This is a genomic window from Sulfitobacter sp. (genome assembly GCF_036960155.1).
Classification (GTDB): Bacteria; Pseudomonadota; Alphaproteobacteria; order Rhodobacterales; family Rhodobacteraceae; genus Sulfitobacter.
In genome coordinates this window covers 26,729-40,111 of record NZ_JBALWB010000007.1, presented here as the reverse complement: position 1 = coordinate 40,111, position 13,383 = coordinate 26,729, and the positions used below count along the sequence as shown (strand labels likewise).

The following is a 13,383-nucleotide window of genomic DNA, read 5'->3' as shown; positions in this document are numbered from 1 at the left end:
ATATTCCCAATATCAATCAAAATTCCGATAAATTTGGGATCAATGAACAGGTAAGGTCGGGTAAGTTGTCCTTCAGATCAACGCAATGGAGCTAACATGATCAACCGCATCTTCCTCGACCACCCCGCAAAAGTTGACGAAACATTCTTTGAACACATGGCTTTCGCAGGCAAATTCGCGGCCAAATTGTTTTTGGCTGGTGGTGCGGCGCTTGTGCATGCGCTTATCCCCTGCCTTTTTGAAAAGACTGCAAGTAAGATTATCGCAGATTTATACGAAAAAACTCACAATCGGGGCCAATAAATGTGTCGTTGGGCCGCGTGGCAAGGCGCGCCTTTGTTTATCTCCGAAATTCTATCCGCACCTGATCATTCATTGATCCATCAGTCGCGCGAAGCGTCCAAGTGTAAGACGGCGATCAATGCTGATGGGTTTGGCGTGGCGTGGTATGATCAGCGTCCTGAACCCGGCCTATACCGCGATGTGTATCCGGCGTGGTCTGACCCCAACCTGCGCAGCATCGCCGAGCAGGTCCGCTCGCCTCTGTTTATGGCCCATGTACGTGCGTCGACAGGCACCGCCACCAGCCGCAATAATTGCCACCCGTTTGTCCAAGGCCAATGGGCGTTTATGCACAACGGTCAGATTGGTGGATTTGAGGGGTTTCGGCGCAAGGCCGAGCATTTGATCACAGATGATCTGTACCTGACCCGCAAGGGGGCAACCGACAGTGAGGCCTTATTCCTGATTGCCTGTGGCTTGGGGTTAGATGCGAACCCAAAGGGGGCAATGGAACATGCTGTGGACCTCCTTGAGACTATGTCGCGGGAAGGGGGCATTGGCCCCCACATGAGGTGCGCGGCGGCCTTTACCGATGGCAAGGCGCTTTATGCTGTGCGCTATGCGTCGGATGACCTGGCGCCATCGTTGTTTTATCAATGGTCAGAAGAGTGGCAGGGTTGGGCCGTCGTTTCAGAGCCCTATGATACCGATCATGGAAACTGGATTGAGGTCCCCAAGGGGAGCTTTTGCCGATTTGAAGGCCGTCACTGTGAAATCACACCGTTTGTTCCTGCACAAAACAACACGGTGCGGCATTTCGAAACTGCATTTAGATAGAAAAAGGGCCGCATCATCTGCGGCCCTCAATTATCAAACGGTTGGTTTTAACCTTTGAGCGCTTTGTTCAGGTTCTCGTCAACCTTTTCCAAAAAGCCCATCGTGGTGAGCCAGCTTTGATCTGGGCCTACCAGCAGCGCGAGGTCTTTTGTCATGTCGCCGGCTTCAACGGTGTCCACAACAACCTTTTCCAGCGTCTCGGCAAAGGCGGTCAGTGGTGCGTTGTCATCCAACTTGCCGCGGTGCTTGAGACCACCAGTCCATGCATAGATTGACGCAATGGAGTTGGTGGAAGTCTCTTCACCTTTTTGGTGCTGACGGTAGTGACGTGTTACCGTCCCGTGCGCCGCTTCAGCTTCAACAGTTTGGCCATCTGGGGTCATCAGGATAGAAGTCATAAGACCAAGGGAGCCGAACCCTTGTGCGACAGTGTCTGACTGGACATCGCCATCATAGTTCTTACACGCCCAGACATATCCGCCATTCCATTTCATCGCACATGCAACCATGTCGTCGATCAAACGGTGCTGGTAGGTGATGCCCAATTCTTTGAACTTCTCTTCAAATTCAGCTTCATAGATCTGTTGGAACAGCTCAAGAAAGCGGCCGTCATACTGCTTGAGGATCGTATTTTTTGTGCTGAGATACACAGGCCAGCCCATGTTTAAACCATAGTTGAGCGAGGCGCGCGCAAAGTCGATAATGGATTTATCGAGGTTATACATTGCCATAACCACACCGGAATCTGGTGCATCAAACACTTCATGTTCGATTTCGGTGCCATCTTCGCCGACGAATTTGATCGTCAGCTTACCTGCACCCGGGAATTTGAAATCCGTCGCGCGGTACTGATCCCCAAACGCGTGGCGGCCCACAACGATTGGTTTGGTCCAGCCCGGAACAAGGCGCGGCACGTTGGAACAGATAATAGGCTGGCGAAAAATCACACCGCCCAAGATGTTGCGGATGGTGCCATTGGGCGAGCGCCACATCTTCTTAAGACCGAATTCTTCAACACGTGCCTCATCGGGCGTGATGGTCGCACATTTGATGCCTACACCATATTTTTTGATCGCCTCGGCGGAATCGATGGTGATCTGGTCGTTCGTGTCATCGCGGGCCTGAATGCCTAAGTCGTAATATTTCAGGTCCACATCAAGGTAGGGTAGGATCAGCTTTTTCTTGATGAAGTCCCAAATGATGCGGGTCATTTCGTCACCGTCAAGTTCGACGATGGGGTTTTCTACCTTGATCTTGGTCATATACATTCCTTTGACTTGGACCTCATTTAAGGCCGTTTAGCGTATAAATCGTTAAATTGAAAGACGGTATGCAATGGTATACCGAATTAAGTTACTTGTTCGCGCGTGCTGCAAAAAATGCCGTGATCTTTTTCTGTGCATAGGTCCATAAAGCTGGCGCACCAACGGATATCTTGCGTCCAACCCGTTCCTCAATCATTTCCTGCGTGACGTTATAATCTATCCAGCTACCTCCCCCGGACTGCAGGTTTTGCATCGGCGGCTGGAAGCGATCTAGTGATTTGGCGAATTGTGCTGACGGCGTTTGAGCGGCTTCAAATTCCTCCCAAATCGCTCTCAGATCAGACCCCAAATTATTTGGAAGGAGGCCAAAAATACGATCAGCCGCTATCTGCTCTTGGGCCTCCATCGCTGCAGGGTCATGATCCCCAAAGATTGGATTATCCCCCGCATCGATCTCTACCAGATCATGTAGGATCAGCATCTTAATCACTCGATTGATGTCGACGCCGGGTTTTGCATGATCCGCCAAAACCAGCGCGTAAAGTGTCAAATGCCAGCTGTGTTCGGCCGAGTTTTCGTAACGGGAATTGTCGCACAGCTCAGTCGCGCGCACGACTGATTTAAGCTTACATGCCTCATTGAGAAAGGTGATTTGCTGTTCAAGCCGTTCGGTCATTTTCGGTCTTATCCTCAGTCTATTGATACAAAGGACGGCACACTAAAGGGACGGCGAGCGCCTCCCGTAAAAGAAGAGCGCCGTTCATTAACTGGCATCCCAGCATGGTGTGTTTTGGTTGTTTGGTTAAAAGGCGTGCTGCACCCCCTCTGGTTACGGAGGGGGTGTTAAAGCATTCAGCCATTCGTTTCCGTCCGGTGACGTTTTAGTTTTGTCGCCAGAAAGGCACGGCCCTTTAGTTCGGCCATTCGCGTACGAATAGCTGTGAGGAAGGCCTCCTCAAGTGTTTGAGAAGAGGTGCCTAACACGTCGCCCACTTCCATAAACAAGCGATCCTCGCCGGTCTCTTCTTGAACAGCGAGGCATTCTTCGGCCAGTTTGTTGGCCATTTTGGTGACTGCTTCGTCAGCCATTAGCGTGTGTTCTCTGTCAGGCGACGACGGACATACTGCGTTGTTGAATCGATCAACGTGTCCATATGTGGCTCTTCAAAGAAGTGACCGGCGCCCTCAACTTCTTGGTGGGTAATGGTGATACCCTTTTGCTCATGCAATTTGTTCACCAAGCCAACCGTATCGGCAGGGGGTGCCACGCGGTCGCCAGTTCCGTTGATGACCAGACCTGATGCAGGGCAGGGAGCAAGGAAGCTGAAGTCATACATGTTTGCAGGTGGCGCTACCGAGATAAAGCCAGTGATCTCGGGGCGGCGCATCAACAGCTGCATGCCGATCCACGCACCAAACGAAAATCCGGCAACCCAGCAGTGTTTGGAATTGTTGTTCATCGACTGCAGGTAATCCAGTGCGGAGGCTGCATCTGACAACTCGCCGATCCCTTGATCGTATTCACCTTGGCTACGGCCAACACCACGGAAGTTGAACCGCAGAACGGTGAAACCCATCTTGTAGAAAGCGTAGTGCAGGTTGTAGACCACTTTGTGGTTCATCGTCCCGCCGAATTGGGGATGAGGGTGCAACACGATCGCAATCGGGGCATCGCGCTCTTTTTGCGGGTGGTAACGCCCTTCTAGACGACCTTCAGGACCTGGAAAAATGACCTCGGGCATGGGTGTACTCTCTTACTGGTTCAAAAGGGCGGATGATATTCTTGACGAAATCTGTCGGCTACCTTAGAACGGTTCTAATATGAGGCACCCGAAAGATCGGATGCGTCACTGGGATGTAGGCATTACACGCGCCTTCGTCAAACAAAAGCCTTACAAGGCGGGGAAGTAGCAATGAAGCTATCGACAAAAGGACGTTATGCGATGGTGGCGCTGGCCGATATCGCGCTGCAACCAGCGGATTCGCTTGTCTCTCTTGGCGACATTGCTGAACGCCAACAAGTGTCGCTTCCCTACCTTGAACAGCTGTTTGTTAAACTGCGCCGTGATGGGCTGGTTACATCAGTGCGCGGTCCGGGCGGCGGCTATCGTCTTGCGCGGCCCCCGTCCGACATTCGTGTTGTCGATATCCTGAGTGCGGTAGATGAAACCGTTGATGCGATGCATAAGGGGGCAGGTGCCTCTGGCGGCGCGTCTGGCACGCGCGCACAATCCCTGACCAACCGTTTGTGGCAGGGGCTAAGCGCGCATGTCTATGTTTTCTTGCACCAAACGCGGCTTTCGGACGTTGTGGAAAATCAAATGACACCCTGTCCGGCCGTGCCGACACTGTTTGCTGTGGTGGATGAATAACGTCATGACCTTTGGATTTTTGGGCAATATTTGCTGATGCGCACCTATTTGGATCATAACGCAACCACACCGCTGCGGGTCGAAGCCCGTGCTGCAATGGTTGACGCGATGGACATCGTGGGCAACCCGTCTTCGGTTCATGCTGAAGGGCGCGCAGCCAAAATGATGGTCGAACGGGCGCGTGCACAAGTTGCTGAATTGGTTGGATGCAAACCCCAACAGGTGGTCTTTACGTCCAGCGCAACTGAAGCTGCCGCTCTAGCTGTGGCACAAAAGGCGCGTCACGGCGGTGTTTTTGCCGCACTGCCTACGGAACACGATTGTTTGCAGGTTTGGTCCGAGATTACCGTGCTGGCGCTTCATGATCGCAACGGTACAGCTGTGCGCGCCGAATCTGAGCTGATCGATTCTGGTTTGATTGCGCTATCTGCCGCGAACAGCGAAACAGGTATTATGCGTGATACTGCACGTGTAGCAGGCAGTGGCGTCGATTATTCAACCATCTGTGACATTACCCAGATGGCCGGAAAAATGCCCGTTACCTATGAAGATATCACACCATCCTACGCGATCCTTTCGGGCCACAAAATTGGCGGCCCAAAAGGCATCGGCGCATTGATCAACTTTACGGCCGAAGACCCTGAACCGATGCTGCGCGGTGGCGGGCAAGAAATGAACCGACGTTCCGGCACTGAGAACATCATCGGCATCGCCGGATTTGGCGCCGCAGCGCAGGCCGCGCAGCGTGACGTTGCGGCAGGGCGTTGGGCAGAAGTGGCCGAACTTAGAAATATTCTAGAAAAGACCATTGAAGCCACTACACAACTGACTATTTTTGTCGGAAAAGGCGTGCAACGTTTGCCAAACACGTCGTGCATTCTGACACCCGGCTGGAAAGGCGAGACACAGGTCATGCAGATGGACTTGGCGGGCTTCGCAATTTCTGCAGGGTCTGCGTGCTCTAGCGGCAAAGTAAAGGCCAGCAAAGTACTGCTGGCGATGGGATACAACGAGGCCGAAGCGGCATGCGCAATTCGCGTGTCCATCGGCCTTGAGACTACAGAAAACGATGTGCTGCGCTTTGCGGATGCTTGGGCGGCAAAATTCGAGAAACACCAGATGCGGGCGGCGTAATGCCAGACGTGAGAGGAACATGAGCGTGGACAATACAATCGTAAAAGACGGCGTCGATCAGGACACAGTAGACGCGGTGCGCGAAGTTGGCGGCGCCTACAAACACGGCTGGTCAACTGACATTGAGATGGATTATGCCCCGCTGGGTCTGAATGAGGACATCGTCAAGCTGATCTCGTCCAAAAACGAAGAGCCTGAGTGGATGACTGAATGGCGCCTTGGTGCTTATGCACGTTGGCAGCAAATGCGCGAACCTGACTGGGCGATGGTCGACTACCCCGAGATCAACTTCCAGAACCAGTATTACTATGCCCGTCCAAAAAGCATGGCCGTAAAGCCAAAGTCACTGGACGATGTAGATCCCAAGCTGCTGGATACTTACAAAAAATTGGGTATCCCCCTCAAAGAACAGGCTATCTTAGCCGGCGTTGAGGGCGCTGAAGAAATGTCAAACGAGCCACGCAAAGTTGCCGTGGATGCGGTATTTGACAGTGTGTCACTGGGGACGACCTTTAAGGATGAGTTGAAAAAAGCAGGCGTGATTTTCTGCTCGATCTCCGAGGCGATCAAAGACCACCCTGAATTGGTCAAGAAATACCTCGGCACAGTTGTTCCTGTGCAAGACAATTTCTATGCCACGCTGAACTCCGCAGTGTTTTCAGACGGCTCGTTTGTCTATGTGCCGCCAGGTGTGCGCTGCCCAATGGAACTGTCCACGTATTTCCGTATCAATGCTGAAAACACGGGCCAGTTTGAACGCACGTTGATCATCGCCGACAAGGGATCATACGTGAGCTATCTTGAAGGCTGCACCGCGCCGCAGCGCGACGAAAGCCAGCTGCACGCCGCCGTGGTTGAAATCATCATCGAAGAAGATGCTGAAGTGAAATATTCCACCGTTCAAAACTGGTACCCCGGTGATGAAAACGGCAAAGGCGGGATCTATAATTTTGTGACGAAACGCGCCGATTGTCGCGGTGATCGTGCCAAGGTGATGTGGACACAGGTCGAAACCGGCTCTGCTGTGACGTGGAAATACCCGTCGTGCATTCTGCGCGGGGATGACAGCCAAGGTGAGTTCTATTCCATCGCCATCGCCAACAACATGCAGCAGGCCGATACGGGAACCAAAATGGTCCACTTGGGCAAGCGCACAAAGTCGCGCATCGTGTCCAAAGGCATCAGCGCGGGCAAGGCGCAAAACACCTACCGTGGCCTTGTTTCGATGCACCCGAAAGCCAAAGAAAGCCGCAACTATACGCAGTGTGACAGCCTGTTGATTGGTGATAAATGCGGCGCGCACACCGTGCCCTACATCGAGGTCAAGAATAACTCCTCTCGTGTTGAGCATGAGGCGACAACGTCCAAGGTGGACGATGACCAGCTGTTCTATTGCCGCTCACGCGGGATGGATGAAGAAGAGGCCGTGGCGCTGGTGGTCAACGGGTTCTGTAAAGACGTGCTACAAGCGTTGCCAATGGAATTCGCAATGGAAGCACAGGCACTTGTTGCGATCTCACTGGAAGGTTCCGTAGGGTAATGCCTAAGCTTCTTAAGGAAACAGCTGTAGCTGCCGTGATTTACCTCATCGCGAGCCTTGGCTTCGGCTTTGGTGTCGAAGAAGGCGATGGCTGGCAGGAAGCAGTCTTGTCTGCTGTTGTCTTTGCCGGCTTCTACTTTGTTGTGGGGCTTGTCATTCGCTGGTTTAAGGCACGCAATTCATCATGAACTTAACTTTTGATAGAAAAGTTTTGGGCGCGTTCATCCTATGCTTTTTGGTTGTAGTGTCACCCGTCAGTGTCTCTTTAGCAGGCGGGGACGTTTCTGCGATCGACCCAACCGTGCTGCCGCGTGTGTGTGGTGACATTGCTTGCTTGATGTTGGTTTCTGGTTCCAGCTGTCCTCCACACGTATTTTGCTAACCTGAGGAAACGTAAAATGATTGTCACCACCACAAACAGTATCGAGGGTCGGCCCATCGCTAATTACCACGGCATTGTTGTGGGCGAGGCGATTATGGGGGCCAACATCGTGCGCGATATGTTTGCGCGGGTCACTGACATTGTTGGCGGCCGATCAGGTCAATACGAGAACAAGCTGCGCGATGCCCGCGAAGCCGCAATGGCTGAACTGACGGAGGCTGCACAGTTAAAAGGTGCTGATGCGGTAGTTGGTATCGACATCGATTATGAAATCATCTCGGACAGTATGATGATGGTTTCTGTTTCCGGCACCGCAGTGAGCCTGAGCTGATGACAGTTGCGTCCAATACAAACCCCCTTCACCTGCATTGGTGGAAGGCAGAGCCAAACTTTGGCGATGCGATCAACCCGTTGATCGTTGGGCATGTGGCTGGGCGTCCTGTTGAGCATATCGGGCCTCGGCAAGCGGATTTGTTTGCGATTGGCTCCATGTTGCAGGTGGTCAAACGTACGCAGAAAGAACCACGAAAGGACGGTGAAAAACCATGCGTTTGGGGGACTGGTCTACTGAACCCCATCTTTGGGCATGATTTTTTGGATAACGTCGAGCTCGCTTTGGTCCGTGGCCCTATCACTGCGGCCCTGCTGAAACGCGAGATGAAACGCTTTGGCGATCCGGGTCTATTGATCAACGAAGTGTTGCCGTTTGAAGGCACACGTCAGGACCGGGTCGGTATTGTGCCGCACCTATCCCTGATGGAGGACCCAGAGGTGTTGGCCTTTGCTGCATCTGATCCCGCCTATTTGTTGATTGATCCGCGCGGGGATGCCGCTGAGGTATGTCTGCAAATTGCGTCTTGCGCGCATGTGTTTGCATCCTCATTGCATGGGCTGATCATGGCTGATGCCTACGGTGTACCAAGCACATGGATTGAGCCCAAGGGTCAGAGCTGGCTCAAATATCTCGACTATGCGGCCTCCATCGGGCGGCGTGACATGACAGCGCCGCTTAACTTTGATGAAGCCAAGGCAGCCACATCCGCAGCCATACCTTATAACGACGCCATAATCGCTGCGCGCGAAGCTCTGTATCAGAGTTTTCCTGCGCGACTGAAATCAACGGCCTAAGGGCCAGACACATCATTGGCGCCCCGCGCCGCACAGATTTAAAAGGAATATTCCCATGCTGAGCATCAAGAACCTACAGGTAAAACTGGAAGACGAAGACAAGCAAATCCTCAAAGGCGTTGATCTGGAGGTTGAAGCCGGCAAGGTGCACGCGATCATGGGCCCAAACGGCTCTGGTAAGTCCACGTTGTCCTACGTGCTTTCGGGCAAAGACGGCTATGAAGTCACGGATGGCTCTGCCACGTTGGAAGGCAATGATCTGCTCGACATGGAACCAGAAGAGCGCGCCGCCGCGGGCCTGTTCCTTGCGTTTCAGTACCCTGTTGAAATTCCGGGCGTTGGCAACATGACGTTCCTGCGTACAGCCGTAAACGCACAGCGCAAAGCGCGCGGCGAAGACGAAATGTCTGCGGCCGAGTTCCTCAAAGTGGTACGTGCCAAAGCCAAAGATTTGAAAATCGACGCGGACATGCTGAAGCGCCCCGTCAACATGGGTTTTTCCGGCGGTGAGAAAAAGCGTAACGAAATCCTACAGATGGCCATGCTTGAGCCAAAGATGTGCATCCTTGACGAAACCGACTCGGGTTTGGACGTTGATGCGATGAAACTGGTTGCTGAGGGCGTGAACGCGCTACGCTCAGAGGGCCGCGGATTTTTGGTCATCACACACTACCAGCGTCTGCTGGATCACATCAAACCGGATGTTGTGCACATCATGGCAAACGGTCGTATCGTAAAAACGGGTGGACCTGAGCTGGCACTTGAAGTCGAAAACAACGGCTACGCAGATATTCTTGCCGAGGTGGCATAATGGCTGACGCAGCACAAAAAACAGATCCAACTGAGGCGATGATTGCATCCCTTGCGATGCCAGCCGGAACATGGGCCGCATCGGCCCGTGAAGACGCGCTGGCACGTTTGCGTGTGATGGGCCTGCCTCAGCGCCGTGACGAATATTGGAAATACACCCGTCCTGATACGTTGACCCAAGTAGGGGCGCCAACGGCCTCGGTGCTTGAAACCGACGAAGAGCCTATGTTTGACGGTGTAGACCGCTTGCGCATCGTCTTTGTTGATGGCGTGTTTGATGCTGAGGCGTCTGATGATTTCAGCCTTGAAGGCATCACTATCGAACGCCTTGAAGCGGCGGATAGCGATCTGCACTGGGCCAAGAACCTTTATGGTGTGCTTGAGACTCGTGGACAAAACCCAGTTGAACGTCCTTTGGCCGCCTTAAATACGGCTTTTGCGACAGACGGCGTATTGATCCATGTTACGGGTAAACCAAGTAAGCCAGTAAACATCGTTTATCACCATAAATCAGATACTTCTGATGTGATTCTCCATCACTGCATTAAGATGGACGCTGGCACCGAATTGACGTTGCTGGAAAACGGTCCCGCCGCCGCGCGCTTTAATAAAGTGATCGAGGTTGAGGTCGCTGATACGGCATCCTTCCACCATGTCCGCGCTCAGGGTCGTGACCATGAACGCCGTGCCGCCACGCATATCTTTACCCGTCTGGGCACGGAGTCTGCGTTCCGTTCCTTTACGATGACAGTTAACGGCGTGTTGACGCGTAATGATTGCGTCATCGAACTAACTGGCGATGACGCAATTGCGAATGTTGCGGGTGCTTGTGTTGGGGATGGCGATTTTCTGCATGATGACACAGTGTTCATTACCCATGACGCGGTTAATTGCAAAAGCCGTCAGGTTTTTAAGAAAGTCTTGCGCAATGGCGCCACGGGTGTTTTTCAAGGTAAAATCTTGGTTAAAGCTGGGGCACAAAAGACTGATGGCTATCAGATTAGCCAGTCGTTGTTACTGGATGGAGACAGCCAGTTTTTGGCCAAACCCGAGCTGGAAATCTACGCAGATGATGTTGCGTGTAGCCACGGTTCGACCTCTGGTGCCATTGACGAGGATGCATTGTTTTATCTGCGCTCTCGTGGTGTTCCCGCAGGGGAAGCCACAGACCTGTTGACGCTGGCCTTTTTGGCGGAAGCGGTGGATGAGATTGCGCACGAAGACCTACGCGAAGACATGACCGCGCGCCTTGGCGCATGGTTAACACGTCACAGGGGCTAACATGGCGCTAACGCAAGATATCATGGCCACCTACAAAGGGCCGGGACGGGTTGTCTCGCGGTTTTTGGCACAGGGCCGCAATGAAGTGCGCGGATTGCTGTTTTTGTTGATTGCTGGGGTGTTGATGTTTGTTGCATCAACACCTTATCAAGCACGCGAAGCGCAGCTGAATCCAGATGTCCCATTGGCAGCTCGGATATATTGGAGCGCCTTTTTATACGTGTTTATGATGCCAATCTTTGTGTATCTTTTTGCTTTGGTGATCTGGTGTCTGGCACGTGTAGCGCGACGTCAAGTCACGGGGTTTGAGATACGATTTACCTTGATTTGGGCATTGCTGGCGTCAACACCTGTAATACTGCTGATGGGGCTGACAGCCGGATTTATCGGAACTGGATTACAATTGCAGATTGTTGGATATATCTGGATCGCCGTGTTCGGCTGGTTCTGGGCTGCTGGCCTGTTAACTGCGGATGGATCGATTAAATGATGGATCAAGATGCCTTGAAAAATCTAGCAGTGGAAACGCTCCAGAGCCCACGCACTGCTGCCCAAAAGATTATGTCCCTGAACCTTAGCCGCGATGTTCTTTGGTCTAGTTTGGTGCTGGTTGCCTGCCTCAATAGTATCATAACGGGCTTATCTTTGATGTTGGGCGATTCATCCGTTTTGCCTGTTTTGCTGCGTAATCCTGTCCTGTTTTTTGTGATCTTTGCAGGCCTTCAAGTGCTAAGCATTCATGCCTTTTATTGGACAGGCCTTGCGATTGGCGGCAAAGGGGATCTGGGGGATGTGCTTGCACTTTTGGTCTGGCTGCAGGCACTGCAACTTGTTGCGCAAGGTGTCTTGTTTGTCCTCGTTTTTGTGTCTCCGGGGCTGACTGATATATTGGCCATGGCGATCAGTGTTTTTGCGTTGTGGATTACTGTAAATTTCCTAACCGAAGCCTTGAACCTGCCCAGCTTGCTACATGCGGTAGGTGCAATGGTCTTAGCAGCTGTAGGCATCGCGTTTGGATTGATGATACTCGTCGGGCTGATCGGCCTTGGCGCTATGGGAGTTCCCGCAAATGTATGACGTTGCCGCAATCCGCCGTGATTTCCCGATCTTGTCGCGTGAAGTAAACGGCAAGCCGCTTGTGTACCTCGACAACGGCGCTTCAGCGCAAAAACCGCAGGTGGTGATCGATGCGATCACCACGGCCTACAGCCATGAATACGCCAATGTGCACCGTGGTCTGCATTACCTGTCCAACCTCGCGACAGACAAATATGAAGCCGTACGAGGCAAGGTAGCTCATTTCATAAATGCCGCTTCCGAAGATGAGATTGTCTTTAATTCGGGCACCACAGAAGCGATCAATATGGTCGCCTATAGCTGGGCCATGCCATACATGCAGGCAGGTGATGAGATCATCCTGAGCGTAATGGAACACCATGCAAACATCGTGCCATGGCATTTCTTGCGTGAACGTCAGGGTGTTGTGATCAAATGGGTCGATGTGGATGCGTCAGGTGCGCTGGACCCGCAGGCAGTGATTGATGCAATTACACCGCGCACAAAACTGATTGCGATCACACATATGTCCAACGTTTTGGGCACCGTTGTTGACGTAAAAACCATCACACGTGCCGCTCACGAAAAAGGTGTACATGTTTTAGTGGATGGGTCGCAATCAGCGGTTCATATGCCTGTGGACGTTCAAGACATCGGCTGTGATTTTTACTGCCTAACGGGTCACAAACTATATGGACCATCCGGTTCTGGCGCGATCTATGTAAAGGCTGCGCGGATGGACGAAATGCGTCCCTTCATTGGTGGCGGTGATATGATCCGTGAAGTGACCAAAGAAGGGGTTGTCTACAATGACGCGCCCATGAAATTCGAGGCGGGCACACCTGGTATTGTGCAAACCATCGGCTTGGGTGTTGCGATCGATTATATGACAGATGTCGGGCTGGAAAACATAGCAGCACATGAGGCAACTTTGCGCGACTATGCTGTGTCCAAGCTGGCTGGCCTAAACTGGATCACGGTTCAAGGCACCACACCTAACAAAGCTGCTATATTCAGCTTTACCATGGACGGTGCAGCACATGCGCATGACATCTCGACCATTCTCGACAAAAAGGGTGTAGCGGTGCGGGCAGGACAACATTGCACAGGTCCCCTAATGGAACATCTGGGCCTTAACGCCACATGCCGCGCGTCCTTTGCAATGTACAACACGACAGACGAAATCGACGCATGGATTGAGGCGCTTGAACTGGCGCATGATCTTTTCGCCTGACATGTTCAGTTTTTGAATTGCAGGGGCAGGGTGGGCAGACTATACCGCCCCTGTAGACAACT

Annotated in this window: 18 protein-coding genes; 13 read left to right on the top strand and 5 right to left on the bottom strand. The window is 52.5% G+C overall.

Annotation, left to right across the window (positions count from 1 at the left end; all coding sequences use genetic code 11):
- Nucleotides 1-72: 72 nt before the first annotated feature.
- Nucleotides 73-219: a hypothetical protein gene (locus V7775_RS15440; protein ID WP_335752964.1), complete on the bottom strand. Its 147-nt coding sequence runs from the start codon at nt 217-219 to the stop codon at nt 73-75.
- Between V7775_RS15440 and V7775_RS15435 the strand changes: the two genes are divergently transcribed.
- Nucleotides 157-303, top strand: a complete 147-nt coding sequence (locus V7775_RS15435) for a DUF6356 family protein (protein WP_335752955.1) — start codon at nt 157-159, stop codon at nt 301-303. The two genes, V7775_RS15440 and V7775_RS15435, sit on opposite strands and share 63 nt — an antisense overlap.
- On the top strand, nt 304-1,119 hold the full coding sequence (locus tag V7775_RS15430; RefSeq protein ID WP_335752803.1) for a class II glutamine amidotransferase: 816 nt from the start codon (nt 304-306) through the stop codon (nt 1,117-1,119).
- Between the two features lie 47 nt (nt 1,120-1,166).
- On the opposite strand, the gene V7775_RS15425 is transcribed toward V7775_RS15430, so the two are convergent.
- The 4 genes from V7775_RS15425 to V7775_RS15410 all read right to left on the bottom strand — a co-directional run bounded on the left by V7775_RS15425 (nt 1,167) and on the right by V7775_RS15410 (nt 4,126).
- Entirely contained in the window at nt 1,167-2,381 is a 1,215-nt protein-coding gene (locus tag V7775_RS15425) for an NADP-dependent isocitrate dehydrogenase (protein ID WP_335752802.1), read from the bottom strand.
- Nucleotides 2,382-2,472: 91 nt separating this feature from the next.
- Nucleotides 2,473-3,060 carry an HD domain-containing protein gene (locus V7775_RS15420; protein WP_335752801.1) on the bottom strand — a complete coding sequence of 196 codons (588 nt, stop codon included), beginning with the start codon at nt 3,058-3,060 and terminating at the stop codon, nt 2,473-2,475.
- Between the two features lie 176 nt (nt 3,061-3,236).
- The gene (locus tag V7775_RS15415) at nt 3,237-3,473 is read right to left on the bottom strand and encodes a hypothetical protein (protein WP_335752800.1); all 237 of its coding nucleotides are present in this window, start codon (nt 3,471-3,473) and stop codon (nt 3,237-3,239) included.
- Nucleotides 3,473-4,126: an alpha/beta hydrolase gene (locus tag V7775_RS15410; protein WP_335752799.1), complete on the bottom strand. Its 654-nt coding sequence runs from the start codon at nt 4,124-4,126 to the stop codon at nt 3,473-3,475. Before V7775_RS15410 ends, V7775_RS15415 begins: the two co-directional genes overlap by 1 nt.
- Nucleotides 4,127-4,297: 171 nt before the next feature.
- Here V7775_RS15410 and V7775_RS15405 point away from each other — a divergent pair, with 171 nt between their 5' ends.
- The 11 genes from V7775_RS15405 to V7775_RS15355 all read left to right on the top strand — a co-directional run bounded on the left by V7775_RS15405 (nt 4,298) and on the right by V7775_RS15355 (nt 13,321).
- The gene (locus V7775_RS15405) at nt 4,298-4,756 is read left to right on the top strand and encodes an Rrf2 family transcriptional regulator (protein WP_335752798.1); all 459 of its coding nucleotides are present in this window, start codon (nt 4,298-4,300) and stop codon (nt 4,754-4,756) included.
- 33 nt (nt 4,757-4,789) lie between these two features.
- Nucleotides 4,790-5,890, top strand: coding sequence for a cysteine desulfurase family protein (locus tag V7775_RS15400; RefSeq protein WP_335752954.1), 1,101 nt, complete (start codon nt 4,790-4,792; stop codon nt 5,888-5,890).
- Nucleotides 5,891-5,909: 19 nt separating this feature from the next.
- Entirely contained in the window at nt 5,910-7,430 is a 1,521-nt protein-coding gene (gene sufB / locus V7775_RS15395; protein ID WP_335752797.1) for a Fe-S cluster assembly protein SufB, read from the top strand.
- Nucleotides 7,430-7,618 (top strand): hypothetical protein, encoded by a 189-nt coding sequence (locus tag V7775_RS15390; protein WP_335752796.1) that lies wholly within the window; start codon nt 7,430-7,432, stop codon nt 7,616-7,618. Before sufB ends, V7775_RS15390 begins: the two co-directional genes overlap by 1 nt.
- A 210-nt stretch (nt 7,619-7,828) precedes the next feature.
- The gene (locus V7775_RS15385) at nt 7,829-8,143 is read left to right on the top strand and encodes a YbjQ family protein (RefSeq protein WP_335752795.1); all 315 of its coding nucleotides are present in this window, start codon (nt 7,829-7,831) and stop codon (nt 8,141-8,143) included.
- A complete protein-coding gene (locus V7775_RS15380) occupies nt 8,143-8,940 on the top strand; it encodes a polysaccharide pyruvyl transferase family protein (protein WP_335752794.1) in 798 nt (265 codons plus the stop codon). The genes V7775_RS15385 and V7775_RS15380 overlap by 1 nt, the downstream gene beginning before the upstream one ends.
- A gap of 55 nt (nt 8,941-8,995) precedes the next feature.
- Nucleotides 8,996-9,751: a Fe-S cluster assembly ATPase SufC gene (sufC, locus tag V7775_RS15375; protein WP_335752793.1), complete on the top strand. Its 756-nt coding sequence runs from the start codon at nt 8,996-8,998 to the stop codon at nt 9,749-9,751.
- Nucleotides 9,751-11,031 (top strand): SufB/SufD family protein, encoded by a 1,281-nt coding sequence (locus V7775_RS15370; RefSeq protein WP_335752792.1) that lies wholly within the window; start codon nt 9,751-9,753, stop codon nt 11,029-11,031. The genes sufC and V7775_RS15370 overlap by 1 nt, the downstream gene beginning before the upstream one ends.
- 1 nt (nt 11,032) lies before the next feature.
- Nucleotides 11,033-11,521, top strand: coding sequence for a YIP1 family protein (locus tag V7775_RS15365; protein WP_335752791.1), 489 nt, complete (start codon nt 11,033-11,035; stop codon nt 11,519-11,521).
- Entirely contained in the window at nt 11,518-12,108 is a 591-nt protein-coding gene (locus tag V7775_RS15360) for a YIP1 family protein (RefSeq protein WP_335752790.1), read from the top strand. The genes V7775_RS15365 and V7775_RS15360 overlap by 4 nt, the downstream gene beginning before the upstream one ends.
- A complete protein-coding gene (locus V7775_RS15355) occupies nt 12,101-13,321 on the top strand; it encodes a cysteine desulfurase (RefSeq protein WP_335752789.1) in 1,221 nt (406 codons plus the stop codon). The genes V7775_RS15360 and V7775_RS15355 overlap by 8 nt, the downstream gene beginning before the upstream one ends.
- The last annotated feature ends 62 nt before the right edge of the window (nt 13,322-13,383 follow it).